Here is a 25,236-nt window from a genome sequence, read left to right as displayed (position 1 = left end):
CCTACCGCTCAGCCCTCATGCTTCTCAAGCTCGTCACCTGCCAGCGTCACCACATGCAGCAAATTGGTACTGCCCGGTGTGCCAAACGGAACCCCTGCAAGAGCGATAAGCTTGGAACCTGCGGTCCCGAAACCATGACGTAGCGCCATGCGTTTGCCCTTTGCGATCATCTCTTCAAAGCTGCCGATATCCTTGGTCATCACCGCATGCGCGCCCCATAACAGCGCGACGCGCCGGGCGGTTTTGATGGACGGGGTTAGCACCAGCATCGGCACTGAAGGCCGCTCTCGCGCTACGCGGCGTGCGGTTGAACCGGAGCCAGTGAAAACGGTAATAGCCGCGATATTGACCGTATCGGCGATGGTCATACAAGCATGGCTAAGCGCGTCTGCTGTGGTTTTGTCTGGCGGTGTCTCAAGCAGGCGGACCCGTTCGATATAGAGGTCATCGCGCTCCACTTGCGCGCAAATGCGGTCCATTATAGTCACGGCTTCTTCTGGCCAATCGCCCGCTGCGGTTTCCGCACTAAGCATCACCGCATCAGCCCCGTCATAGACTGCATTGGCGACGTCGGAAACTTCGGCGCGGGTTGGCGCAGGGCTTTCGATCATGCTTTCGAGCATTTGCGTCGCCACGATAACCGGCTTGCCCGCAATACGCGTTTTGTTGACGATGCGCTTTTGCAATGGCGGGACTTCTTCAGGGTTCAGTTCGACCCCTAGATCGCCGCGCGCGACCATGATCCCGTCGGACATTTCGATAATTTCATCGAGCCGGCGCACCGCCATCGGCTTTTCGATTTTGGCGCATAATGCGCCGTACCCGCCCATCAGCTTGCGCGCTTCGGCTAAATCTTCAGGCCGCTGGACGAAGCTGAGGCCGATCCAGTCCGCACCTTTGGAAACCGCGAAAGCGAGGTCCTTGCGGTCTTTGTCAGTTAGCGCCGGAATGGGAATTTCCGCATCGGGTACATTCACGCCCTTGCGGTCCGATATGACCCCGCCGACAACCGCTGAGCAGAGGATCTCGTTCTCGTCAGCGCGAATGACTTTGAGCTGTATCTTGCCGTCATTTATCAGCAAGCGCTGACCTTTTTCGAGCAAGCCGAATAATTCGGGATGCGGCAATTCGACGCGGGTTTCATCGCCTGGCTCGGGATTGCGGTCGAGCGTGAAATGGCCCGAATGGCGGATCACCGCCTTACCATCCTTGAATTTGCCCACCCGCAGTTTCGGCCCCTGAAGGTCACAGAAAATCGCTATCGGGCGATTGAGCTCGGCCTCCAAAGCACGGATCGCGTCGATGGTTTCAGCGTGGGTGTCGTGCTCGCCGTGGCTCATGTTCACGCGGAAGGCGTCAACGCCTGCCCACACCAGTTTTTTGAGCATCCCGGGATCGCGGCTGGCGGGACCTACAGTTGCAAGGATTTTGACCTTACGTCCTCGTGGGTCGAGCCATTGTTTTTTGTGAGTTTGTGTTTCGCGCTTTTCCATGAATGCAGCCTATGGCAGAGCGGCGCTTCAACTCAAGCGCGAAAGAGAAGGTGGCGGCGATGGATACGAATGCGGGCCTAGGCGTGAATGAATTACCCGATGCCGTAGCGGCGGCGGCATTCCGGCGGTTGGTGCACCATTTACAGCATCGCCACGATGCGCAAAACATCGATTTGATGGGGCTATCGGGCTTCTGCCGCAATTGTCTGGCCGATTGGATAATGGAAGCCGGATTTGAAGGCGATAAGGCAGCTGCGCGCGAGGTTATTCACGGAATGCCGCAGGCTGAATGGAAGGCCACCCGTCAATCTCCCGCAACCGAAGAACAGTTGAAACAGATGGAAGAAAGCGTCGCAAAGAATCGCGCTTAAAAATAACCCGTGAATTGGTGATTGGCGCACTTCACCCGGTGCGCGGCCCTCGCTATCAGGCAACTCAACTGATTCTCATTCCATTGGAGTAACGAACATGGCTGAAGCCACCGACGACCGCCTGCGCCTGCTGATCGAGCGCATCGAACGCCTTGAAGAAGAAAAGAAGGGCATCGCAGACGATATTCGTGACGTATATGCTGAGGCGAAGGCTGTCGGTTATGACCCGAAGATTATGCGCCAAATCGTTCGCCTGCGCAAAATGAAGCCTGATGATCGCAGCGAAATGGAAATGGTGCTGGATACCTATAAGGCGGCTTTAGGTCTGGGATAATTTGGGTTACTCTCCTGCTCGAGCATAATCATGCAGGAGAGACTAAATGGCAGGACCTTGGAAAGACGCACGCGGGATTACCGTAACCACCACGCCAACATTGGAAGGGCAACCGATCCAGCAATATCTCGGTATTGTGACGGGTGAAGTAATCGTCGGCGCAAATCTTTTCCGCGATCTGTTCGCCAATATCCGCGATATCGTTGGTGGCCGTTCGGGTTCTTACGAGCGTATCCTCGCCGATGCCCGCAGACAGGCGATTGAAGAAATTCAGTCCGAATGCGCAGCGATGGGCGGCAATGCAGTGGTGGGTATTGATCTCGATTACGAGGTTATTGGCGACACCGGTTCGATGCTGATGGTTTCGGCCAGCGGGACAGCGGTGAAGGTCTGACTTTTGGTGATTTCACGCAGGGGTGACGACTCGCGTTGGCTGGGCTATCGGCTGACCCTCAATTCAATCACACAATAACGGATTCCCATGGCAGGCCATTCCAAATTCAAGAACATCATGCACCGCAAGGGTGCGCAGGACAAAAAGCGTTCGAACCTGTTTTCCAAGCTGAGCCGCGAGATCACCGTGGCGGCGAAGATGGGTACGCCTGATGTGGATATGAACCCGCGTCTGCGGCTCGCGGTCAACACCGCCAAAGGGCAGTCGATGCCGAAGGATAATATCCAGCGCGCAATCGATAAGGCGAGCACGGGCGATGACGAAAATTACGAAGAAGTCCGCTATGAAGGTTATGGTCCGGGCGGCAGCGCAATTATTGTCGAGGCGCTGACTGACAATCGCAACCGCACCGCCACTTCGGTCCGCACCGCCACTTCGGTCCGCACTGCCTTTGCCAAAAACGGCGGCAATCTGGGCACGGCCGGTTCGGTCGCGCATGGCTTTGAACGGCTCGGCTATATTGAATATTCAGCCGAAGCTGGCGGCGAGGACAAGGTTCTCGAAGCGGCAATGGAAGCAGGCGCGGAAGATATTCAGTCTTCCGAAGACGGCCATGAAATCTGGACCGCCGCTGACGATTTGCACGAAGTCGCGGGTAGTCTGGAGAAATCTTTGGGTGAGCCCAAGGAGGTTAAGCTGGCCTGGAAGCCCAATTTGACAGTCGAGTTGGACGAGAAAGATGCGGCCGTCTTGCTGAAGCTGATCGACATTCTGGACGATGATGATGATGTTCAGACTGTTTGGGGCAATTATGAAATCTCTGACGAGGTGATGGAAAAGCTTGATCAGGACTGAGGAGAGCCGGTCCGATGTTGATACTGGGCCTCGATCCTTCGCTCTCCTGCACCGGCTGGGGCGTGGTTCGCAGCGAAGGATCGCGCCTTACGCATATTGCCAACGGCCAGATTAAGAGCGATGCCAAGGCCCCGATCGCGGACCGGCTGGCCGGGCTCCAACGCGAAGTCGCTGCTGTTATTGCCGAATACGCGCCCGACCGCGCGGCGGCAGAAGAAATCTATCTTAATAAGAACCCGCAAAGCACGCTGAAACTGGCGCAGGCGCGCGGCGTAGTGCTGGCGGCGTGCGGCGCGGCTGGGCTGAGCGTAAATGAATATGCCGCGCGGTTGGTGAAAAAAGCTGTCGTCGGGACAGGCGCGGCAGAAAAAACTCAGGTTCAGGCAATGTTGAAAGTGCTGTTACCCAGCGCGAAAGTGGCCGGGCCCGATGCTGCAGATGCGCTGGCGGTGGCAATAGCTGACGCGCATTTGGCACCCAGAGCCTGAAGCCGGAATTTAAAGCGAATTCGAGGAAGAATAATGTCGGTCGATCTTTACGGTATTCCCAATTGCGACACTGTCAAAAAGGCGCGCAAATGGCTCGATACAAACGGCGTGGACTATGTTTTTCACGATTATAAGAAAGAAGGCGCAGATCCGGCCAAGCTGACAGCATGGATCGCGGACAAAGGCGTGGATGTGGTGCTCAACCGGCGCGGGACCACCTTCCGTAAACTAAGCGATGCGCAAAAGGCAGGTATTGATGCGGCAAAAGCTGTCACATTGCTGCAAGAACATCCGAGTATGATCAAACGGCCGGTCGCCGAATATACCAGGGGTTCCGGCGGGACTTTGGTCGGCTTTAAGGAAGATGAATGGTCCGCAGCTTTCCTATGAAACAGGTTTTTTCCAGAGGCGTCCGCCCGATCATGGGATTGATGGTGGCGCTGTTCACAACGATGAGTGTTCCGTCCATGGCACAGATAGATCAGCCGCTAATTATTGCCCATCGCGGGGCCAGCGCAGAGCGGCCCGAGCATACATTGGCCGCTTACGAGCGGGCGATTGATCAAGGGGCGGATTATATCGAGCCCGATCTGGTGGTGACCAAGGATGGCGTGCTGGTTTCGCGCCACGAGAACGAGATATCGTCGACTACCGATATTGCCAGCCGTGAAGAGTTCGCGGATCGTCGCCGCAGCAAAACGATTGACGGGCAATTGACCGCCGGCTGGTTCGCGGAAGATTTTACGCTTGAAGAATTGCGGACCTTGCGCGCGAAGGAACGGCTGCCCGGCGTACGCTCGCAAAATGTACGGTATGACGGCCTGTACCAAATTCCAACATTGGAAGAAGTCGTGAAGTTGGTCCGCGCCAAACAGGCAGAAACCGGGCGCAAGATTGGTATCTATCCTGAACTTAAATATCCCGAATTCCTGTTGCAGGAAGAAGGGATTGATATGGTCGACCTGCTGCTGTCCGAATTGCGCGAGTTGGGAGTCACACCCGATGATCCGATTTTCATCCAATGTTTCGAGATCGGCCCGCTTCAACGTCTGAACAAACGCAGCGCCTTTAAACTGGTGCAATTGGTCAAAAGCTATGACGGACCGGCTGACGAGCCAGCAATGAGCTACGCCGAAATGATCACGCCAACGGGCCTTGCCGCGATTGCCGAATATGCCGATGCATTAGGGGCCGAGATTCCGCTCATACTCCAAAGCGACGGCACAGCCACTATGCTGGTAGCAAATGCCAAGGCCGCGGGGATAGCTGGCGGCGTGCACGCATGGACGGTCCGGCCGGAGAATGTGTTTCTGCCGCCCGCACTCAGATTGGAAGGCGGCGAAAATGCTCAGGGCAATTCGGTGCTGCTTAACGAACTTTTGAGGCGTGCCGGGGTAACGGGCATTTTCACCGATGATCCCGCAACGTCCAATGGTATCAAAACAGGCCAGAAATTGCCGTAATCGCTAACCAGTCTTCGTTGCCGTAACGATATAATTCAGCGCCAGATCGCCTGACAGATGCAGGCCTTTGGACGGGGTGAAAGCAATGCCGGTCGGCTCGCTCATTTCCATGCCGATATCGGCCAGCAATGCGCCCAATTCTTCGGGCGTGATAAAATCATCCCAATGGTGGGTTCCTTTGGGGATCATGCCCAAGGCTTCGGCCCCTTCAACCAGCAGCAACCGGCTGGCAGTTGTGCGGTTCGGGGTAGACAGGATCATCAGGCCGCCGGGCGCAAGTTTGGCCGCGAGATTGGAGAGAAAGCGGTGCTTGTCGGCGACGTGCTCCATCACTTCCAAGCAGGTTAGCAGGTCGAATTGCCCCAAGTTTTGTTCGCCGATTTCCCCTGCGATGTAACGAATATTTAGGCCCGCACCTTCTGCATGGAGCGCCGCAGCCTGCGCATTTTCCGGCGCGGCATCGACGCCTGTGACCTCTGCGCCCAGCCTTGCAAGCGGTTCGCACAGCAAGCCCGCGCCGCATCCGACATCAAGCGCGCTTTTGCCTGCTAACGGCTTCACGCTTTCAATATCGCCGCCCCAATGCAGATCAATTGCCTCGCGAACATAGCTTAGCCGCACGGGATTGAGCCTGTGCAGCATGGCCGATGACCCCTTCGGGTCCCACCAATCTTTCGCCAGCGCGCCGAAATGCGCGGCTTCGTCGGGCCGGATGGTTCGCGCGGCCAAGGGGCCGCCATTTGAGGCGCGTGAAGAATTCGTTTCTGCGGTTACTGTTGCATCGCTCATGCACCGACCTTAACAGCGCCATGAGACTCGCACCAGTATGGGGATGACGTAGCGTGGCCCGGATTGTGATGAAATTTGGCGGCACTTCGATGGCCGGCACCGAACGCATCCGGCGCGTCGCCAATATTGTGCGCCGTCAGGCCGCAAACGGCGATCAGGTCGCCGTCGTCGTTTCGGCCATGGCAGGGGAAACCGATCGCCTGGTCAATTTCTGCCGCGAAGCCAATGCAATGTATGATCCCGCCGAATATGATGTGGTGGTGGCAAGCGGCGAACAGGTCACATCGGGCCTGTTAGCGCTGACGCTCCAATCGCTGGGTTGCAAGGCGCGCAGCTGGCTCGGCTGGCAAATTCCGGTCCAGACTATTGAGGCCCATGCCAGAGCGCGGGTCGATACAATTGATGCGCCCGATCTGATTGCCTCTATGGAGCGCGGAGAAATTGCCGTGATCCCGGGTTTTCAGGGGGTTTCCGCAGATAGCCGGATCACCACTTTGGGACGCGGCGGGTCGGATACTTCGGCGGTGGCGGTGGCGGCGGCGATCAAGGCTGACCGCTGCGACATCTACACCGATGTTGACGGCGTCTATACCACCGATCCGCGGATCGTGGCCAAGGCGCGCAAGCAAAAGGCGGTGACTTACGAGGAAATGCTCGAGCTTGCCTCGGTCGGGGCGAAGGTCTTGCAAACACGCTCGGTCGGTCTTGCGATGAAGGAGGGTGTGCGGGTGCAGGTCCTCTCCAGCTTTATCGATGATGATGCGACCCCCGCCGATGATTTACCCGGAACAATGATCGTCTCTGAAGAAGAGATGGAACGCATTTTGGAGGAAGGCGATATGGAACGCCAACACGTGACGGGCATCGCCCATGACAAGAATGAAGCGAAAATTATCCTGACCCGTGTGCCGGATAAACCCGGTGCGGTGGCGCATATTTTCGAACCACTCGCAGGCGCCAGCATCAATGTCGATATGATTATCCAGAACGTTGGCCGCGACAAGGGTGAGACCGACGTGACCTTCACCGTTCCGCAAGCCGATCTGGCGCGCGCGCAAGCGCTGCTGGAGGACAAGCGGACTGAAATCGGTTTCAACCGGATTATCACCGACGATCATATCGCCAAAATCAGCGTGGTTGGTGTGGGTATGAAAAGCCATGCGGGCGTCGCCAGCACCATGTTCCGCGCCCTGTCCGATCGCGGGATCAACATCCAGGCGATTTCAACTTCGGAAATCAAAGTCAGCGTGATGATCGACGAGGATGAGACCGAGCTTGCGGTGCGCGTGCTGCACACGGCCTACGGGCTGGATGCTGCGGATTAAATTTCACGTGTAGGCGACCCGGCCCGCTAAGATCAGGAACGTCCAAGTCATGTCTCACACCGCGAAAATCCTTCTCCTTGGTTCGGGCGAGCTGGGCCGAGAATTTGTCATTTCGGCCAAGCGACTTGGGGCCTATGTCATTGCTTGCGATGCCTATGACAACGCGCCGGCGATGCAATTGGCAGATAACCGCGAAGTGTTTTCGATGCTCGATGCAGACGCGCTCAAGGATGCGATTGCGAGGCACCAGCCCGACTATGTTGTGCCCGAAGTAGAGGCGATCCGAACAGAAGTGTTGGCCGAGATGGAGGCTGCCGGGGTCAATATCGTCCCCTCTGCCCGTGCGACACAGCTGACGATGAACCGCGATGCGATCCGCGATGTTGCGGCACAGGAATTGGGACTAACCACCAGCCGTTACAAATATGCCGAGAGCCTGGAGGAAGTGCTGACAGGTGCCGAATTCACCGGGCTGCCTTGCGTGATCAAGCCGGTCATGTCGTCGAGCGGCAAGGGGCAGAGCACCGTCCGCAGCGCGGATGAACTGGAAACCGCGTGGAATTATGCGGTGGCCAATATGCGCGGCGACCGGGCGCGGGTGATCGTCGAGCAATTTGTCGATTTCGACTATGAGATTACCCTGCTGACTGTCCGCCACAAAGATGGGATCAGCTTCTGCCCGCCTATCGGCCACCGGCAGGAACGCGGCGATTATCAGGAAAGCTGGCAGCCAGCCGCAATGTCCGACGCTGCGATTGCCGCTGCGCAGGAAATGGCACGCAAAGTAGTCGATGATCTGGCCGGAGACGGCGCGGGTTACGGATTGTTCGGGGTCGAATTCTTCGTGAAGGGAGAGGAAGTGATCTTCTCCGAACTCAGTCCGCGCCCGCATGATACCGGTATGGTCACGCTGCTGAGCCAGAATTTGACCGAATTTGATCTGCATGCCCGTGCGATTATGGGCCTGCCGATCCCCGACGGAATCCGCGCGCGGCCATCTGCCAGCGCGGTCATTCTGGCGGACCGCGACAGCGAAACACTGAGCTATTCGGGAATGGCAGAAGCTATGGAAAACGGCGCCGACATCCGCATTTTCGCAAAACCCACCTCGCGCCCCTTTCGCCGCATGGGCGTGGCGCTCGCCTGCGCCGGTTCAACCGACGAAGCCCGCTGCCTCGCCAAGGAAGCAGCGGACAGGGTCGTGATCGGTTACGGCTAGCCGAAGACCAATGCGCTCATAAAACGGCCTGGCATGAAAGAGAAAATGCCGGGGATCATCAGCGCCCCCATATACATGCCGATAAGATGTTTTTTGTGACCAGCAATGTCGCCAGCGCGCGCCGTTGCGATTGCCTTATAGGATCCGATTAAGGTGATTGGCACGAATATATGGATAAGCGAAAAATCGGTCCCGCCGCGAATGAAAATGATCGATATGGCGCAAATCACCATTAGCACCACCCACAGCTTGCCGAGCATCTTGTGCAGCTTTGTGCCCTTGCGTGAAACAAGCAGATAGCCGCCCAATGGCACGGCGGGGATAACGGTGGAAACGTGGATCATCACCGACCAGCTGCGCCATGCATAATGGTCGGGCGCTGCGCCCATGATCGCGTGGACGATTGCATAAAGGCAGAATGCCGACATAGCGATGGCTGCGGCGCCGATTGCCGAACGTGTTGCGGGGGCAATATCGAACCCGCCTTTGGTTGGACGAGCGATATTGAGGGTTGCTGCGGTCATGTCATTCTCCGTGAAGTCTTGTTGTGAGAACCATCATGCCGCCGATCCGTTTGCCGGCAAGCCCGACTGCGCAAAGCGGCAGTTTCCTTCGCGGGCGGTACCCCTTCGGCCGATTTTGCCACTTTACGAAGCGCGAAAGGGCGCTAGGAATCGGGGGCAATGAGCAAACCGCGCATCCCGGCCGAGAAACACTTGGCTCGTAAAATCCTGATCGATCTGTCGATCATGACCGTGATCGGCGTCATTCTTGCTCTGATTGGGCCGTTTGGCAGTTTTGAGGAGCCGCTGCCCTACCGCTTGGTCAATTGGATGGGTTTTGCCTACATAGGCTATGCAATTTACAGCCCGATGGGTGCAATCGTTGATCGCATCCACGCGGCTCTTGAACTACCGAACTCGGGGTTGTGGATTGCTGCGGTCTTGGCGGCGACTGTACCGATGACAATTGTCGTATGGTCGATTGGCTTCCTGCCGAAGCCTGTGCCTTTGCCAAGTTTGGAACAGGCTCTTACAAGCTATTTCTATGTGTTGGTGATCGGTGGCGGCGTAACGGCGTTGTTCAACGCGCTGGAAGCTCAAAAGACGAGGGTAGCTCAGGCTCCGTCGAAGCAGATTCAGCCCGCGGCGACATTGGTAAGCGAGCCAGAAGAGACCGTTGCCAAATTCATCGACCGCCTTCCCCCTGCGCTTGGCAGCGATTTGATTGCGCTAGAAATGGAGGATCATTACGTCCGCGCGCACACAGCGCTTGGATCCGAATTGGTGCTGTTGCGGCTGCGCGATGCCGTGGCCGAGCTTGGCGGGCTTGATGGACAGCAAGTGCACCGCAGCTGGTGGGTTGCGCGCGGCGCTGTCGCCGATGTGAAACGTGAAAGGCGCAATGTCCGGCTGGTTCTCGATGGCGGGCTCGAAGCGCCCGTATCGCGGGCCAATGTCGCGCAATTGAAAGAGCTCGGCTGGTTTTAAACTCCAAACAAAAACCTCCCCGGAAGCCGAAGCTGCGGGGAGGTTCCTTGCGACCCTCGAAAGGGGGGTTCATTTATCGCTATATTATTTAAAGAACCCAGCATTCATGACTTTGTTCCATGCGGAGACAAAATCATGCACGAATTTTTCTTCGTTGCCATTTTCGGCATAGACTTCCGCCACTGCACGAAGCTGTGAATTGGAGCCGAACACCAAGTCGGTGCGCGTTGCGCGCCATTTTTCAGTGCCCGACGCGCGGTCACTGCCGACGAATTCTTCGTCACCGCTATCGTCGACTGTCTTCCATTCGGTGCCCATATCGAGCAGATTGACAAAGAAGTCATTGGTCAGCTGACCCGGACGTTCGGTTAGCACGCCGATGCTTGAACCATGGTCCGCATGCTCGCTGACTGCGCCAAGCGCCCGCATGCCGCCAACCAAAGCCGTCATTTCGGGCATCGAAAGCCCGAGCAGATGCGCCTTGTCGATCAGCATATCTTCGGTTTTCACGCTGGCTTTGGTCCGCAGGTAATTGCGGAAACCATCGGCGAATGGTTCGAGCGGTTCGAAGCTTTCGGCATCGGTATGCTCGTCACCCGCATCGCCGCGGCCGCCGGTGAACGGAACGCTGACGTCGAAGCCTGCATCCTTAGCCGCTTTTTCGACCGCTGCGTTGCCCGCTGCGATAATCGCATCGGCCATCGACAAATCGCCGCGCAGCTCGTCAATCTTGGCAAGCACCTTGGAAAGTTCTGCCGGATCGTTGGCTGCCCAGTCCTTTTGCGGGGCCAAGCGGACACGCGCGCCGTTCGAACCGCCACGGTGGTCCGAATTGCGGTATGTGCTAGCCGAAGCCCAGGCGGCTTTGACCAATTCGCTAACCGTTAGCCCGCTGCCAAGAATGGCCGACTGGAATGCGGAAACTGTGCTGTCCGAGGGCGTTGAACCTTCGGGCACAGGGTCCATCCAGATCAATGTTTCTTCCGGCACTTCCGGTCCAAGATAGCGAGTCTTGGGGCCCATGTCGCGGTGGCACAGTTTGAACCATGCACGGGCAAAGGCATCATCCAGCGCCGCCTGATCGTCACGGAAGCGTTCGGAAATCTTGCGATATTCCGGATCCATCTTCAGCGCCATATCAGCGGTGGTCATCATTGTCGGGACCTTCTTCGAAGGGTCGCGTGCGTCTGGTGCCATGTCAGCTTCATCAGGATTGATCGGCTGCCATTGTTGTGCGCCGGCTGGTGAGTGGACCAGTTCAAAATCATATTTGAACAGCAGGCGGAAGTAATCGCCGCCCCACGCGGTCGGGTTTGGAGTCCATGCGCCTTCGATACCCGAAGTGGTGATGTGGCCCTTGCCTATCTCGTCTTTGTCGGTCAGCCAGCCAAAGCCTTGCAGCGCAAGCGCTTCTGACTCGGGTGCTCCGCCGAATGTGTCAGTCGGTTTTGCGCCGTGCGCTTTACCGAAGGCATGGCCGCCCGCAGTAAGAGCTACGGTTTCTTCGTCATTCATGGCCATGCGCGAAAAAGTCTCGCGCATGTCGCGTGCGGACAGCAGTGGATCGGCCACGCCGCCGGGACCTTCAGGATTCACGTAAATCAGGCCCATCTGGATTGCGGCCAACGGATTTTCGAGTGCTTTGCCTTCGTCCGGGATAATGCGGGTTTCAGCGCCGGTATCAACCCATTGCTCTTCGGTGCCCCAATAAACGGTTTCCGGTTCGAAGACATCGGCACGTCCGCCGCCGAATCCGAAGACTGGGCCGCCCATGCTTTCAATCGCAACATTGCCGGTCAGGATGAACAGATCAGCCCAGCTGATATGCTTGCCATATTTTTGTTTGATTGGCCAAAGCAAGCGGCGCGCCTTGTCGAGGTTGCCATTATCGGGCCAGCTGTTGAGCGGCGCAAAACGTTGCTGACCGCTGCCGGAACCGCCGCGCCCATCGCCAGTGCGATAGGTGCCTGCTGCGTGCCATGCCATGCGGATGAAGAATGGACCGTAATTGCCGTAATCGGCTGGCCACCACGGCTGGCTGTCGGTCATCAGCGCCGTCAAGTCCGCCTTCAACGCGTCGTAGTCCAGCGTGTTGAACGCTTCTGCATAATTGAAATCGTCGCCCATCGGGTCGGCTGATTTGCCGCCCTGCGCCAGGATTTCGAGCTGGAGCGAATCGGGCCACCAATCCTTATTGGTGCGGCCGAGCAAGCTGCGTGCTTTTCCGCTGCCGCCAAAGGGGCAACCGGATGCTTGGGGATCTGCTTCTGCCATTGGGAATTCCTCTCAAAAATTGAATCTCTGTAGAACCTTACCATGCGCGGCTAGATTAATCGAAACGATTAAAGCCATCAGTCTAATCGGATTATCCGATTCTAGGCTGAATTGGGCGCAGTATCCGCTTTGCCAGCCTGCCTTGCCCGAAAACTGTGACTGTCATAAGGCGCAGGTTCTATTTTTCCGGAGTATTCATGACCAGCTTTCCCAAAACCTCTGCGCTGATGCAGCGCGGCACCGATTTCCTCGGCAGCGAATATGCGATCTTGTGCGGGGCGATGAGCTGGGTGAGCGAGCGGAACCTCGTTTCGGCAATTTCCAATGCTGGCGGTTTCGGGGTTATTGCCTGCGGCGCGATGACGCCCGAATTGCTCGATGGTGAGATTGCGGCAACCAAAGCGATGACGGACAAACCCTTCGGCGTAAACCTTATCACCATGCACCCGATGCTGTTCGAGCTGATCGAAGTTTGCAACAAACACGGCGTGACCCATGTGGTGCTGGCCGGCGGCATCCCGCCCAAGGGCAGCGTCGAGGCGATCAAGGCTTTCGGCGCAAAAGTGATTGTGTTCGCCCCAACGCTGGCACTGGCGAAAAAACTGCTCCGCAGTGGCGGCGATGCTTTGGTGATCGAAGGCATGGAAGCAGGCGGCCATATCGGCCCCGTTTCAACCAGCGTGCTGGCGCAGGAATTTCTGCCCGAATTGGCGGACGATCATCTGGTGTTTGTCGCAGGCGGGATCGGGCGTGGTCAGGCGATTGCAGGTTACCTGGAAATGGGAGCGGTGGGCGTACAGCTCGGTACTCGGTTTGCCTGCGCCAAAGAAAGCATCGCGCATGAGAATTTCAAGAAAGCTTTCTTTCGCGCCAACGCCCGCGATGCGATCACCAGCGTTCAGGTCGATCCGCGCCTGCCGGTTATCCCGGTCCGCGCTTTGAAGAACAAGGGCTCCGAAGAATTCACCGCCAAGCAAATCGAAGTCGCTAAACAGCTCGACGCAGGTGAAATCGAAATGGGCGAAGCGCAATTGCAGATCGAACATTTCTGGGCCGGCGCACTCCGCCGCGCAGTTGTCGACGGGGATGTCGAAAGCGGCTCGATCATGGCTGGCCAATCGGTCGGTATGCTTAAAGAAGAAGAGCCCGTTGCCGACATCATGCAAAAGCTGATGACGCAAAGCGAAGAGGCGCTGAGCCGCAGGTAATGGCTGATCCGCTTGTCCTGACACTTAGCTGCGCAGACCGGCCCGGGATCACCGCGCGGGTCACGAATTTCCTGTTCGAGCGCGGCGGCAATGTGCTGGAGGCGCAGCAATTTAACGACCGTGACAGCGATGCGTTCTTTATGCGGGTCGAGTTTGATCCCGATGGTACGCCGCGTGAGGATTTACGCACTGAATTTGCACCGATAGCTGCCAAATTCGGGATGCGCTGGAAGCTAACCCAGCGTGACCGCCCTCGGCGGGTCATGATAATGGTCAGCAAGTTCGACCATTGCCTAGCCAGTCTGCTCTATCGTTGGCGTATTGGCGAATTGCCGATGGAACCTGTGGCGATAGTTTCCAATCATCCCGCTGAAGCAATCAGCCATACCGATCTCAGTGGCCTGCCGTTTCACCACTTGCCTGTCGCTCGCGAAACCAAGGCCGAGCAAGAGGCGCAGGTGCGCGCCATCGCCGAAGAAAGCGGTGCAGAATTGATCGTGCTAGCACGCTATATGCAGATATTGTCGGACGAGCAGTCGGCGCATTTCGCAGGGCGCTGCATCAACATTCACCACAGCTTCCTGCCCGGTTTCAAGGGCGCGAAACCCTATCATCAGGCACACGCCCGCGGGGTCAAAATGATCGGTGCAACCGCGCATTATGTCACACCCGACCTCGATGAAGGCCCGATAATCCATCAATCGGTAGAGGCAATTAGCCATGCCGACAGCCCCGAAGACCTAGTCCGCAAAGGCCGCGATATCGAAAGCCGCGTGCTCGCGCAGGCGGTGCGGCTACATCTTGAGGAACGTGTGCTCCTGAACGGTCAGCGTACGGTGGTGTTCGGGGGGTAGCTTCCGCTAACCCCCGATACTCCGCTTAATACGTCAAGCAGCGGCTTCTTTTTTCACCGTAATCACCTGCGCATAGGTGAATTCTTTCAGGCCCTCGATGCCGTATTCCGCGCCGAAGCCTGATTGCTTGTGGCCGCCGAAAGGGGCGAAGGGGCTGAGGTGTAGGTATTCGTTCACCCATACGGTGCCGGTTTCCAGTTGCTCGGCGATTTTCACGCCGTTTTCCGCGTCGCCAGTCCACACCGCGCCAGCCAGTCCGTATTCAGAAGCATTTGCGCGGCTGATGACTTCTTCTTCGGTGCTGAACTTCATCAGTGGCATTACTGGCCCAAATTGTTCCTCGGCCACGATCCGTGCATCTTCGGGCGGATTGTCGAGAATGGTGATTGGCACATAATATCCACTACCCGACGGATCGACTTCGCCGCCAACGAGGAATTTGTAGCCGCTTGACTTGGCATCTTCGATCAGTTCGACGACGCGGTCGAATTGCTTCTTGTTCTGGATCGGGCCGACGCCGGTGCCTTGCTCGCTACCGTCACCGACTTTCACATTCTTGGCGACTTCGGCAATTGCCGCCGACATTTCGTCATAAATATCTTCGTGGATATAGATGCGTTTGGCCGCGACGCAGATTTGTCCTGCATTGCTGAAGCTGGACCAGAACAATTGTTCGGCCACTTTTGACACATCAGCGTCGGGCAATACAATTGATGCGTCATTGCCGCCAAGTTCCAGCGTGATGCGCTTCAAATCTTTCGACGCGCCTTCCATGATTTTTTTGCCGGTTGCGGTCGAGCCGGTGAACGTGATCTTGTCGATGTCCGGATGGCTGGTGATCAGCGGTCCGAGGCTGTCTTCGCCAGTGATAATATTGACCACGCCGGCCGGTGCGATGTCTTTAATCAATTCCGCAATCCGCAAAGTAGCCAGTGGAGTGAAGGGCGAAGGCTTGAGCACGATGGTGCAGCCGCTGAGAATAGCAGGAGCGATTTTCTGCATCGCCATCATTACCGGGAAGTTCCACGGCACGATGCCGCCAACTACGCCCACGGGCACGCGGCGGGTGCGGCTGAGGCGGGTGTCACTGTCTTCATTGATCACATCATCAAGGCTGAGTGTAGATTGCGCGGCCATCATCCCCGCTGCGCCGAAAATCTCGCCCTTGGCTTGATCGTGCGGCTTGCCCTGTTCGCTGGTCAGGAGGCGGTACAGCTCGTCAGCATTTTCCTTGATCGCACCGGCCATTGCCTGAATTACTGCGCGGCGGTCTTCAATCGGGGTCTTGGACCATGTCTTGAACGCTTTGCGGGCAGCGGCAACCGCACGGTCCAGCTCGGCTTCGCCGCAGGACGGCACCAGACCGATGACTTCTTCGTTTGCGGGGTTCAAAACCTCCATCGTTGCCGAAGTTTCGACGAGCTCGCCATCGATCAGGTTCTTGTAAGAAGTTGGCATTGGAATCTCCCATTATTGTTTGTCGCGTTGCGCTTGCCCGGCGCGAATCGAGTTGGTCTTTGTTGGCAACTTACCATGGGCAAGGCCATTACGGCAGGGTAAAATGCCTTGAATCGGGCGCAGATGATTTGTTCTCAGTCGTTAGAATTCAACCATTCGAGCAATATCCGATTGCATGCGTCTGGACGTTCCTGATGCAGGAAATGACCCGCGCCCCGAACCCGCTCGAACTTCAAGCCGGCGGTATAGTCTTCATCATAAAGCAGTTGCTCGAACACTTCTGAGTCAACGCAGCCGTCCTCCTCTCCCGACATTGCCAGAACCGGGATTGTCAGCTTGAAAGCAGCCTGCGATTTGGATGGTGCGCCCTGTTTTTTGCGGCCAAGTGCAGCGCGGTAATAACCGAGCGAGGCGGTCAGGACCCCCGGTTTGCGGAATGTCGCCAGCACATCTTCCATCACCGCATCGGGCCCATCCCAGCCAGGGCTCCATTTGTTCCAAAGGCGCTTGAGGAGCGCGAAATTGTTCCATCTTACAGCCCGCTCGGACAGGCCGCGCAATTGGAAAAACAGCATGTACCATGATAGCAAAGCCTGTTTCGGGTGGCGGCGGGCCTCTGCGCTGAAGCGGCCGGGGTGCGGCACGGCTAGCGCGGCAATACTGCGGAATTTATCGGGCGCGAAGGCCGCAGCGGAATAGGCGATGGCCGCGCCCCAATCATGACCGATCAAGTGAACAGGCCCGGCGTCCAGCTCTTCCACCCAAGCGAGCACATCAGCCACCAATGCTTGCATGGAATAATCGCCATCTGCCGGCTGCGAACTTGGTTCATAGCCTCGCAAAGTCACAGCGACGGCGCGGTATCCGGCTGCCGCTAAAAACGGCAATTGGTGACGGAAGGAATTGGCATTGTCGGGAAAGCCGTGGAGACACAGGACCAGCGGCCCTTCGCCCATGGCCGCGGCGCTGAACGCCAGCGGGCCATGGTGAAGGATTAGCTGCTGCGTTGTGGGCTGCGCCGACAATGACTGGCCGCCTATTGCTCCGATTTCATCACCTTGTCCTGATTGGCGCGGAAGATCACCCATTCGCGGATTGCGTCGATCTGCTCCTTGGTCAGCGAGCCTTTAAAGCTGGCCATGCCATTATCCTTGAGCGCGCCGTCATGGACGATACTTTGCCATGCGGCTGGATTGACCAGAGAACCACTGCGGCGAAGGTCTGGCAGAACGGTTGAGCCGACCGCGCCCGGTGCGTGGCACACCGCGCAATAGCGGGCATAGCTTTTGCCGCCAGCGGCAATCACGTCGGCCGAGGCGCGGCTTGGTGGCGGGTCGAGCGGCATTTTGGCCATGTCGATTTTCGCAGGCAATTCGGCCTTGCCCCCGATTTTGAACACCAGCATCCGGCTGACATTGCGCACAGGTGCCTTGCGGTTAAGCAAATCGCCATCGACGGTTATGGCATAGGCACCACCCCATCCAGCGAGGACCGCGATATATTGCTCGCCATCCACGGTGTAGGTGATGGGCGGGGCTACGACGCCAGTTTGCGCGGCGAAGCTCCACAGCTTTTTACCGTTCGCAGCATCATAGGCGTTGAATTCGCTGCCTGCGGTGCCTTGGAATACAAGCCCGCCGCCGGTTGCGAGCAAGCCGCCATTCCACGGTCCTGGATGCTCGACAGTCCAGCGCGGTTTCTTCGCAACCGGATCCCATGCAACCAACATTCCTTTCAGCGTGCCAGCCACTTCGCGGCGGAAGCCCTCGTCTGGCGGAAGATCGCCTGCGGCCAGATCAAACCCGACATTGAACCCGCGATTGGGGTCGGGCTTCCAATTGGCTTCGGGGGCATACATCATCGCCGCTTCGAAGGCGGGAATATAGACCAATCCTTCGCCGGGGTGATACGCCATCGGGTGCCAGTTGTGGCCTCCCAATGCGCCCGGCGCGACGAGGGCCGGCTTTCCGGTCTTGTCGATCCGCGTCTCGGGGTTTTCAATCGGCCGGCCATTTTCGTCGATACCTGTCGCCCAATTCACGGTGACATAGGGATCGCCGCTGATGAATTCTCCCGTCTCGCGGTCAAGCACATAGAAGAAGCCGTTTTTCGGGGCCTGCATCAGAACTTTGCGGGGCTTACCCTCGATTTCGAGATCGGCGAGCATGATGTGCTGGGTGGCAGTAAAGTCCCATGTCTCGCCCGGGGTTGTCTGGTAATGCCAGACATATTCGCCGGTGGTGGGGCGCACCGCGACGATGCTCGAAAGATACAGATTGTCGCCTTCGCCGGTGCCGTCTTTGCCGGGGCTGCGATAGGCGCGATTCCACGGGCTGCCATTGCCGACCCCGATATACAGCAGATCGAGATTGGGGTCATAGGCCATCGCGTCCCACACGGTTCCGCCGCCGCCAATGCCGTTTTCACTGCCGAGCACTCCGCCAGACCATGTTTCTGCGGCTTTTTGCAAATATTCAGGAGAGTTCTCGTCCTCGTCGCCCGCCGGGACGGTGTAGAACCTCCACAATTCGTCGCCGCTGCCCGCGTCATAGGCGGCAAAATATCCGCGCACGCCAAATTCTGCGCCGCCATTGCCGATCAGCACGCGGCCATCGATGATGCGAGGCGCGCCGGTAATGGTGTAGGATTTTTCGGGATCGGTAGTTTGCTTTTCCCATTTCACTGTTCCGGTTTCGCGGTCCAGTTTGACTAAGCGACCGTCGAGCGTGCCGAGAAACAGGCTGTCACCCCAAGCGGCGAGGCCGCGATTGACGACATCGCAGCACGCTTTGACACCGGTCTCGCCGGGAACTTCGGGATCATACGTCCAGATTTCCTCGCCAGTTGCGGCGTTATAGGCTTTCACCTTGCTCCAGGCGGTGGTGAAATACATCACCCCGTCAATCACCAGCGGGGTCGATTCCTGACCGCGTGCTGTGTCCATATCGGCAGACCATGCGAGTCCGAGTTCGCCAACATTCTCGGTGCTGATCTGGGTGAGGGGGGAGTAGCGCTGTTCTTCGTAATTGCGGCCATAGGTGATCCAATTGGCATCATCCGATTGCGCGCTCAGCATCCGTTCGGCGCTGATGCCTTTCTCGCTCATATCGCCGCCCACTTGCTGTCCGCAGCCGGTCAGCACCAGCGCGGCCGACAATGCAGCTATTCCCCCGAAGCCCAATTTTTTCATGAAGCGCCCTCTCACAAGCTTATCTTTTTACATTCGGGGCACTGTATTCAGTCGCCCTTTGCAACTGTTCTGACGAAGCAATTCGAGTCTGTCCATACTTGCCGTGGGAACCGGAACGCCGCATGATCGCTTACTCGCCACAGAGGGAGATGAAATATGTGCGATGATTTTACGCGGGAACAGGAAGATGCGGCGCTGGCACGGATGGAATCCATGCGCGGGATCAGCCGCCGTCAATTCGCGGCCCTTGGCGGAGCTGCGGCCATCGCTGCCTGCGCCCCAGCGGAGGGTGAAGCGCTTACAATCGCCGATGCCGGAATGGTGGAAAAGACAGTCAATTTTGAAACTGCTGATGGCACGGCAGACGCATTTTTTGTCCATCCCGGTAGCGGTACGTTCCCGGCAGTCATCCTTTGGCCGGACATTGCTGGTTTGCGGGAAGCCTATCACATGATGGCAAAGCGGTTAGCCGGCGCAGGTTTTGCGGTTCTGGCGATCAATCAATATTACCGCAGCGCGAAAGCGCCGGTTTTAGGCAGCTTCATGGAATGGCGTACCGAAGAAGGACGTGCCAAGCTGGCACCGATGATCGAGCAGTTGGGGCCGGACCCGGTCATGCGTGATGCCAAGGCTGCGGTCGCGTTTCTCGATGCGCAGGCAGCTGTCGACACGAGCATGGGTATTGGCAGCTGCGGTTATTGCATGGGCGGACCGTTCACAGTGTTTACTGCTGCGGCGGTGCCTGAACGCGTGAAAGCGGCGGCCAGTTTCCACGGCGGCGGCCTGGTGCGTGACAACGCGCAAAGCCCGCATAAATTGCTCGACCAGACGAAGGCACATTACCTGTTCGCAATTGCCCAGAATGACGATGCGCGTAGCCCTGATGATAAACAGGTTTTGAAGGATGCTGCCACGGCTGCCGGTGTCATGGCCGAAGTTGAAGTATATGCCGCCGATCATGGCTGGTGCACATTGGATTCACCGGTTTACGACAAAGGTGAGGCTGAACGAGCCTGGGGCCGAATGCTCAAATTATACGAGGACGCGCTTTAACGTTCAGGAGGGTATCCGCCGGACGCTGATTATCAGGCGGCGAGGCGCAGCCTGTTACGGCCAGCTTTTTTGGCTTCGTACAGCGCCTCGTCAGCCGCCTGCATCAACCACATCTCGTCAGCGCCTTCGACATATTGGGCGATGCCGACACAGGCGGTCACTTGCTCAAGCTCGGCCTGGGCCCAATCAAGGTTCATTATGCCGGCGCGCACGCGCTCGGCGATAGCCATCGCCACTTCGCTCGTCGTGCCGGGTAGCACAAACAGGAATTCTTCGCCGCCCAGACGGCCCACACAATCGCTTGCGCGCAGGAAGCTGGTGCTGGTCGCCGCAATGGCCTCCAGCACGTGATCACCCGCCTGATGGCCGAAACGGTCGTTGATCGATTTGAAATGGTCAACATCCAGAATCCCGATCGACAGCGGCTCGCCAGTCTTTTCGGCGGTTACAATTGCCTGCTGCAAAAACCCGACCACCTTTCGGCGATTGGCAATATTGGTCAGCAAGTCGGTTTCTGACAGATGGGTGGCGATTTTGGCCTGTTGTTCGGCCACGCTGCGGGCTTCTTTCAGCGATTTGATTGCCCCGACGCGTTCGGTAATATCTTTGACCATGCCGAAAATGCCAATCACTTCACCATGCGCATCGAAGTCAGGCTCTCCGCTGCTGGTGACATAACGAATTTCACCGCCTGGACGAATAATACGGGCTTCGAAATGATATTCGGATTGCTGGCGCAAAGCGGTGATCAAGGTTTGCAGGATCATGTCCCGGTCATCAGGGTGATACCGCAATATTGCCCGCCTGTTGGGCAAAGGTTCTTCATCCAGACTCATACCATAAATCCGGAACAATTCGTCTGACCAATGCAGGTTTTTTGATCCGATTTCATAATACCAATGGGCAATATTTGCGGCACGTTCTGCCTGCTCGAGACGTTTCTTGCTGTTTGCCAATTCGCCGAACAGCCGGTGCTTTTGAGCAAGCAAGGCTGAGAGCGGCCACGCCGCGCACAGCAGGCTGAGCAGGAAGAATTGAAAGAAAAGATTTTTTGCCTGGGTCGTTCCCGCCATCAAATTGATCGGGCCATCCCCCATCGCGGTGGCCCAAGTCCCGGACAGCGCAATCATGACCACGCTGGCTGCAGCGGCGGGCGCACCAAGCCGATAGGTTGCGCCAATCACGCATAACGGGATGACGAAAAGCAGCGGATATTGATTTTGGGAGAATACCGCCAGAGTAATAGCTGTCACCGCCGTCAGCGCCAACCCGGCCCAAAAGATTTCGCGCTTTGCAGGTCTTACAGAGATGCGGTTTGCGGCATTTGCTATCATTACAATCGCGGGCGTCACGATAAGGATTCCCAGAACCACCGTGCCAAACCATGATTGGAAAAAATGGACCGACAAATTCCCGCTAAACATTGTTGCAATCGCCGCGCTGACAAAGCCGCCCGCTAGTGCTCCGCCAAAGAACCTGACGACGCTGCGCGGATCATCCATTGAACCCAGCGAGCCGTCTGACTTGCATGCAAAACGGCTGACGATCAGCGCCTCGATACAATTCGCGGCGCTGTAAACCAGCGCTTCTTGCACGGTTGATCCGGCTTGCAAGTTTGCCATGACGCTGCCGATCGCTACCGTCAGCAGGATGGACGCGTGAAGTGACTGGCGCGATAACAGCAAAGCCGCAACGAACAAGCCGCTGCCGGGCCAGAAGCTGGCAATCCCATCGCTGTTTTGCGTTAGCGTTAGCGAGCCAATCGCCAATCCATAATATAGCGCGGCCACGACTGGCACCCAGTACCAGTTTTTTGGCAAATATGACTGTGGCGACCCCATTGGAGCGCTGTCACAGCTTGTGGTTAAGATCAAATGAAAATCTGTGTGAAATCAAAGGGTGCGGGTTCGATTTTCCTACTTGGGCATTTTCTGCGTAAGCGGCTCAGATGCGATTTTTTCTGAAATTCGGTGGCAAGAATTGCCGTTTCAAAACCACTACCGGACGGGAGTATTTCCGGGCCCCGAGCAAATGTGTAACCCGATCCCCAACAGTAAAATCGTTTTAAGTCATGAGCTTGCTTGAGGTGTGTTAGGTTACAGGTGTAACCCTCAGGCGGTTTTTCTTCCCACTTTAGCCAGGACGCGCTACCCTTTGTTTATAACGTAAAACCGGGAGTGAATTATGATTGAAGGCATTCTGCTGATTTTGTTGGTGATGCTGGTTGTCGCGGTGATGTTTTCGACCGTCCGCGTGGTTAAGCAAGGCTTTGTCTACACGATCGAACGGTTGGGCAAATTCACCAAGGCGGCCGAGCCGGGTCTGCACATTCTTATCCCGTTTATCGACCGTATCGGCCACAAGATAAACATGATGGAACAGGTGCTCGACATTCCGGGCCAGGAAATCATCACTGCCGATAACGCAATGGTTGGCGTGGATGCGGTGGTCTTCTTCCAAGTTCTGGAAGCTGACAAAGCAGCCTATGAGGTTTCCAATTTGTATGGCGCAATCATGGCGATCACGACCACCAACCTTCGCACGGTGATGGGTTCGATGGATCTGGATGAGACATTGTCGAAGCGTGACGAGATCAACGCACGGCTATTGTCGGTGGTCGATCAGGCGACTTCGCCTTGGGGCCTCAAAATCACCCGCGTGGAAATCAAGGATATTCGCCCGCCGCTCGATATTTCGGAGGCAATGGCGCGTCAGATGAAGGCAGAGCGCCTGAAACGTGCCGAGATCCTCGAAGCCGAGGGCGACCGCGCATCCAACATCTTGCGCGCAGAAGGTGACAAGCAAAGCGCCATCCTTACCGCAGAAGGCCAGAAAGAAGCGGCGTTCCGCGATGCCGAAGCCCGCGAGCGTCTGGCCGAGGCCGAAGCCAAAGCAACGCAGATGGTGTCCGACGCGATTTCCGAAAGCGGTAATGCGGCGATCAATTACTTCATCGCGCAGGAATACACCAAGGCGATTGGCAAATTTGCCGATAGCCCGAATGCCAAGACCATCCTGTTCCCGGTCGAGGCAACCCAACTGATCGGTTCGCTGGGCGGAATTGGTGAATTGGTTAAAGACGCAATTGGCAATGGCGGCGGTAATCCCGTTCCGCCTTCAACCACCAGCCAGCCTCGCAGCTCGGTGCCCCGTACCACGCCAAGGAGTAGCTGATGCAGTGGTTTCAAGGACTTGATGCCGGATGGGCATGGCTTGCCATTGGCATAGCGTTGGCGGCGGCTGAACTCGCTGTTCCGGGCATGTATCTGATTTGGCTTGCGCTGGCGGCGCTGGTTACAGGCGGGCTCACCATGGTGCTCGATCTGGGCACGGCAGCGCAGGTGGTCAATTTTGTGTTTCTGGCGCTGATCATTGCCTATTCGGCCAAGCGTTTCTTGCGCGACCGGCCGATTGTCAGTTCCGATCCGCTGCTTAACAATCGCGGTGGCCGGATGATTGGCCAGCTGGTGACGGTGTCGATCGCCATCCAGAACGGGGAAGGGCGCGTCAAAGTTGGCGACAGTGAATGGATTGCGCGCGGACCAGATTGCGAGGCCGGCTCGAGGGTCCGGATAATTGGCGCGCAGGGCGCTACTTTGACGGTTGAGGATCCGGACGCGGCGCAGGGAGCTATTGCTCAGGAACCGGAGGCTCCTCCGGCCTGAGACAGCTCAGGCTGCAAAGCTTACTTGCTGGTCAGTTTTTGGATGCCATCGCGAAGCGTCCATGCTTGCGGTATTGAACCATCCAGCGGTCCAAAAACAGACTGAGCGGCTTAGGCTCTATGCCTAACTGCTTGAAGCCAAGTGCTTTTTCTCCCACGACATTGCCCTGTTTCAGCAATCTCCATTGGTCAGTGCCCATTGGCGTTAGCGGCAAGGCGGCAAAAATGCCGGACACCATGTCGGGCATCGGAATGAAAGTTCGCTCGCGGCCTTGCGCGGCAGAAATACGCCGGTTGATTTCCATCATGGTCAACTGTTCGGGGCCGCCAAGTTCGTAGGTTTTGCCGCCATGCTTTCCAGGATGGGCAAGCGTTTCCGCCACCGCCTCGGCAACGTCATCGACATAGACCAATTGCAGCTTAGCCTCCGGCGCAAACACCGGAAGCACCGGCATAAACTGGATCAGGCCAGCAAACATATTGAGGAAATTATCATCTTTGCCGAAGATAATCGACGGACGCAGGATTGTCGCGCTTGGGAAGGCCTCAAGCACTAGCTGCTCGCCTATCGCTTTGGCCTGGGCATATTCAGCGGCGCTCTCTGCATCCGCACCAATCGCACTAACTTGGACGAAGCTTGTGACGCCGGCCTGTTTAGCAGCAGCTGCCAGCTGACCTGCGCTCCGACCCATCAATTCAATCAGATCGCCGTCAAACGATCCGACCATATTGACCACCGCATCCGCGCCATGCACCACCGCCTCGGCGCTCCGCTCGTTCTTTATGTCGCAACGGGCGAATTGGATTTGACCCAGATTGGCCAGTGGCTTCAAGCTAAACGCTTCTTCGGGATGACGGCTGGCAATTCGCAACCTTGCACCGCGCTCAAGCAATGCTTGCGCGACATAATTCCCCAAGAAGCCGCTACCACCGGCGATGACCACAAGTTTGCCATTGAGAGGATCTGATTTCGCCATGATAAATAAAGCCTGCATTCTGAAAGCCAAGAAGTTGCTGTGCGCCATGCCGCAACCGACCAAGCCCTGCAACTATTCCAACCTCTGCGGTAGCAATTTCGCAGCAATTGGCTCATCATCTGCATTGACAGGCAGGCCCCGCCACCGCTACTGGCCCGCTCCTACCTGCGGCTGGCATGCGATGTCTAGCATGCTCAGGTGCCCAGATGGCGGAATTGGTAGACGCGCTAGCTTCAGGTGCTAGTATTCGCAAGGATGTGGAGGTTCGAGTCCTCTTCTGGGCACCACATAATTCTAGAGCTGCCGACATTGATCTGGGCTTTTCAGATCTGACGCC

At 57.1% G+C, this 25,236-nt stretch carries 24 protein-coding genes and 1 tRNA gene; 16 read left to right on the top strand and 9 right to left on the bottom strand.

Annotated elements, in window-relative coordinates; genetic code table 11:
• Nucleotides 1–8 precede the first annotated feature (8 nt).
• Entirely contained in the window at nucleotides 9–1,493 is a 1,485-nt protein-coding gene (pyk, locus tag GRI36_RS00805) for a pyruvate kinase (RefSeq protein ID WP_160596734.1), read from the bottom strand.
• 59 nt (nucleotides 1,494–1,552) lie between these two features.
• Here pyk and GRI36_RS00800 point away from each other — a divergent pair, with 59 nt between their 5' ends.
• The 7 genes from GRI36_RS00800 to GRI36_RS00770 all read left to right on the top strand — a co-directional run bounded on the left by GRI36_RS00800 (nucleotide 1,553) and on the right by GRI36_RS00770 (nucleotide 5,398).
• The gene (locus tag GRI36_RS00800; protein ID WP_160598969.1) at nucleotides 1,553–1,864 is read left to right on the top strand and encodes a DUF1244 domain-containing protein; all 312 of its coding nucleotides are present in this window, start codon (nucleotides 1,553–1,555) and stop codon (nucleotides 1,862–1,864) included.
• A 97-nt stretch (nucleotides 1,865–1,961) separates the two neighbouring features.
• Nucleotides 1,962–2,198 carry a DUF2312 domain-containing protein gene (locus tag GRI36_RS00795; protein WP_160596733.1) on the top strand — a complete coding sequence of 79 codons (237 nt, stop codon included), beginning with the start codon at nucleotides 1,962–1,964 and terminating at the stop codon, nucleotides 2,196–2,198.
• 46 nt (nucleotides 2,199–2,244) lie between these two features.
• Nucleotides 2,245–2,592: a heavy metal-binding domain-containing protein gene (locus tag GRI36_RS00790; protein WP_202392079.1), complete on the top strand. Its 348-nt coding sequence runs from the start codon at nucleotides 2,245–2,247 to the stop codon at nucleotides 2,590–2,592.
• Between the two features lie 87 nt (nucleotides 2,593–2,679).
• A complete protein-coding gene (locus GRI36_RS00785) occupies nucleotides 2,680–3,447 on the top strand; it encodes a YebC/PmpR family DNA-binding transcriptional regulator (RefSeq protein ID WP_160596732.1) in 768 nt (255 codons plus the stop codon).
• 14 nt (nucleotides 3,448–3,461) lie between these two features.
• A complete protein-coding gene (gene ruvC, locus GRI36_RS00780; protein ID WP_160596731.1) occupies nucleotides 3,462–3,935 on the top strand; it encodes a crossover junction endodeoxyribonuclease RuvC in 474 nt (157 codons plus the stop codon).
• 33 nt (nucleotides 3,936–3,968) lie between these two features.
• Nucleotides 3,969–4,325, top strand: a complete 357-nt coding sequence (locus GRI36_RS00775; protein WP_160596730.1) for an arsenate reductase — start codon at nucleotides 3,969–3,971, stop codon at nucleotides 4,323–4,325.
• A complete protein-coding gene (locus GRI36_RS00770) occupies nucleotides 4,322–5,398 on the top strand; it encodes a glycerophosphodiester phosphodiesterase family protein (protein ID WP_407985639.1) in 1,077 nt (358 codons plus the stop codon). The genes GRI36_RS00775 and GRI36_RS00770 overlap by 4 nt, the downstream gene beginning before the upstream one ends.
• 3 nt (nucleotides 5,399–5,401) lie before the next feature.
• On the opposite strand, the gene ubiG is transcribed toward GRI36_RS00770, so the two are convergent.
• Entirely contained in the window at nucleotides 5,402–6,187 is a 786-nt protein-coding gene (gene ubiG, locus GRI36_RS00765; protein WP_160596729.1) for a bifunctional 2-polyprenyl-6-hydroxyphenol methylase/3-demethylubiquinol 3-O-methyltransferase UbiG, read from the bottom strand.
• A 53-nt stretch (nucleotides 6,188–6,240) separates the two neighbouring features.
• On the opposite strand from ubiG, the gene GRI36_RS00760 reads away from it, so the two are divergent.
• On the top strand, nucleotides 6,241–7,512 hold the full coding sequence (locus GRI36_RS00760; RefSeq protein ID WP_160596728.1) for an aspartate kinase: 1,272 nt from the start codon (nucleotides 6,241–6,243) through the stop codon (nucleotides 7,510–7,512).
• 49 nt (nucleotides 7,513–7,561) lie between these two features.
• Nucleotides 7,562–8,731, top strand: coding sequence for a formate-dependent phosphoribosylglycinamide formyltransferase (purT, locus tag GRI36_RS00755; RefSeq protein WP_160596727.1), 1,170 nt, complete (start codon nucleotides 7,562–7,564; stop codon nucleotides 8,729–8,731).
• On the opposite strand, the gene GRI36_RS00750 is transcribed toward purT, so the two are convergent.
• Nucleotides 8,728–9,255 (bottom strand): DUF2306 domain-containing protein, encoded by a 528-nt coding sequence (locus GRI36_RS00750; protein WP_160596726.1) that lies wholly within the window; start codon nucleotides 9,253–9,255, stop codon nucleotides 8,728–8,730. The genes purT and GRI36_RS00750 overlap by 4 nt on opposite strands.
• A gap of 159 nt (nucleotides 9,256–9,414) precedes the next feature.
• Between GRI36_RS00750 and GRI36_RS00745 the strand changes: the two genes are divergently transcribed.
• Nucleotides 9,415–10,221: a LytTR family DNA-binding domain-containing protein gene (locus tag GRI36_RS00745; RefSeq protein WP_160596725.1), complete on the top strand. Its 807-nt coding sequence runs from the start codon at nucleotides 9,415–9,417 to the stop codon at nucleotides 10,219–10,221.
• 84 nt (nucleotides 10,222–10,305) lie between these two features.
• Here the strand turns inward: GRI36_RS00745 and katG are convergent, their stop codons facing one another.
• Nucleotides 10,306–12,495 carry a catalase/peroxidase HPI gene (gene katG, locus GRI36_RS00740; protein WP_160596724.1) on the bottom strand — a complete coding sequence of 730 codons (2,190 nt, stop codon included), beginning with the start codon at nucleotides 12,493–12,495 and terminating at the stop codon, nucleotides 10,306–10,308.
• A 197-nt stretch (nucleotides 12,496–12,692) separates the two neighbouring features.
• Here katG and GRI36_RS00735 point away from each other — a divergent pair, with 197 nt between their 5' ends.
• Together GRI36_RS00735 and purU are read left to right on the top strand one after the other, a co-directional pair.
• On the top strand, nucleotides 12,693–13,703 hold the full coding sequence (locus tag GRI36_RS00735; RefSeq protein ID WP_160596723.1) for an NAD(P)H-dependent flavin oxidoreductase: 1,011 nt from the start codon (nucleotides 12,693–12,695) through the stop codon (nucleotides 13,701–13,703).
• Nucleotides 13,703–14,557: a formyltetrahydrofolate deformylase gene (gene purU, locus GRI36_RS00730; protein ID WP_160596722.1), complete on the top strand. Its 855-nt coding sequence runs from the start codon at nucleotides 13,703–13,705 to the stop codon at nucleotides 14,555–14,557. Before GRI36_RS00735 ends, purU begins: the two co-directional genes overlap by 1 nt.
• 33 nt (nucleotides 14,558–14,590) lie before the next feature.
• On the opposite strand, the gene GRI36_RS00725 is transcribed toward purU, so the two are convergent.
• The 3 genes from GRI36_RS00725 to GRI36_RS00715 form a co-directional block, all read right to left on the bottom strand.
• Nucleotides 14,591–16,015 carry an aldehyde dehydrogenase family protein gene (locus tag GRI36_RS00725; protein ID WP_160596721.1) on the bottom strand — a complete coding sequence of 475 codons (1,425 nt, stop codon included), beginning with the start codon at nucleotides 16,013–16,015 and terminating at the stop codon, nucleotides 14,591–14,593.
• A 134-nt stretch (nucleotides 16,016–16,149) separates the two neighbouring features.
• Nucleotides 16,150–17,103 carry an alpha/beta fold hydrolase gene (locus tag GRI36_RS00720; RefSeq protein WP_202392078.1) on the bottom strand — a complete coding sequence of 318 codons (954 nt, stop codon included), beginning with the start codon at nucleotides 17,101–17,103 and terminating at the stop codon, nucleotides 16,150–16,152.
• On the bottom strand, nucleotides 17,052–19,205 hold the full coding sequence (locus tag GRI36_RS00715) for a PQQ-dependent dehydrogenase, methanol/ethanol family (RefSeq protein WP_407985638.1): 2,154 nt from the start codon (nucleotides 19,203–19,205) through the stop codon (nucleotides 17,052–17,054). Before GRI36_RS00715 ends, GRI36_RS00720 begins: the two co-directional genes overlap by 52 nt.
• A 156-nt stretch (nucleotides 19,206–19,361) precedes the next feature.
• Between GRI36_RS00715 and GRI36_RS00710 the strand changes: the two genes are divergently transcribed.
• On the top strand, nucleotides 19,362–20,258 hold the full coding sequence (locus GRI36_RS00710; RefSeq protein ID WP_160596720.1) for a dienelactone hydrolase family protein: 897 nt from the start codon (nucleotides 19,362–19,364) through the stop codon (nucleotides 20,256–20,258).
• Between the two features lie 32 nt (nucleotides 20,259–20,290).
• Here GRI36_RS00710 and GRI36_RS00705 read toward each other — a convergent pair whose 3' ends face one another.
• Entirely contained in the window at nucleotides 20,291–22,048 is a 1,758-nt protein-coding gene (locus GRI36_RS00705; protein ID WP_160596719.1) for a sensor domain-containing diguanylate cyclase, read from the bottom strand.
• Between the two features lie 394 nt (nucleotides 22,049–22,442).
• Here GRI36_RS00705 and GRI36_RS00700 point away from each other — a divergent pair, with 394 nt between their 5' ends.
• Nucleotides 22,443–23,432, top strand: a complete 990-nt coding sequence (locus tag GRI36_RS00700; RefSeq protein WP_160596718.1) for an SPFH domain-containing protein — start codon at nucleotides 22,443–22,445, stop codon at nucleotides 23,430–23,432.
• The gene (locus GRI36_RS00695) at nucleotides 23,432–23,923 is read left to right on the top strand and encodes an NfeD family protein (protein ID WP_160596717.1); all 492 of its coding nucleotides are present in this window, start codon (nucleotides 23,432–23,434) and stop codon (nucleotides 23,921–23,923) included. Before GRI36_RS00700 ends, GRI36_RS00695 begins: the two co-directional genes overlap by 1 nt.
• 31 nt (nucleotides 23,924–23,954) lie before the next feature.
• On the opposite strand, the gene GRI36_RS00690 is transcribed toward GRI36_RS00695, so the two are convergent.
• Nucleotides 23,955–24,917 carry a complex I NDUFA9 subunit family protein gene (locus GRI36_RS00690; protein WP_328598331.1) on the bottom strand — a complete coding sequence of 321 codons (963 nt, stop codon included), beginning with the start codon at nucleotides 24,915–24,917 and terminating at the stop codon, nucleotides 23,955–23,957.
• Nucleotides 24,918–25,099: 182 nt separating this feature from the next.
• On the opposite strand from GRI36_RS00690, the gene GRI36_RS00685 reads away from it, so the two are divergent.
• A tRNA-Leu gene (locus tag GRI36_RS00685) sits at nucleotides 25,100–25,186 on the top strand.
• Nucleotides 25,187–25,236: the final 50 nt, after the last annotated feature.

It is taken from the genome of Pontixanthobacter gangjinensis, from assembly GCF_009827545.1.
In the GTDB taxonomy this organism is placed as follows: domain Bacteria; phylum Pseudomonadota; class Alphaproteobacteria; order Sphingomonadales; family Sphingomonadaceae; genus Pontixanthobacter; species Pontixanthobacter gangjinensis.
This window is presented reverse-complemented; position numbering and strand designations above follow the sequence as displayed.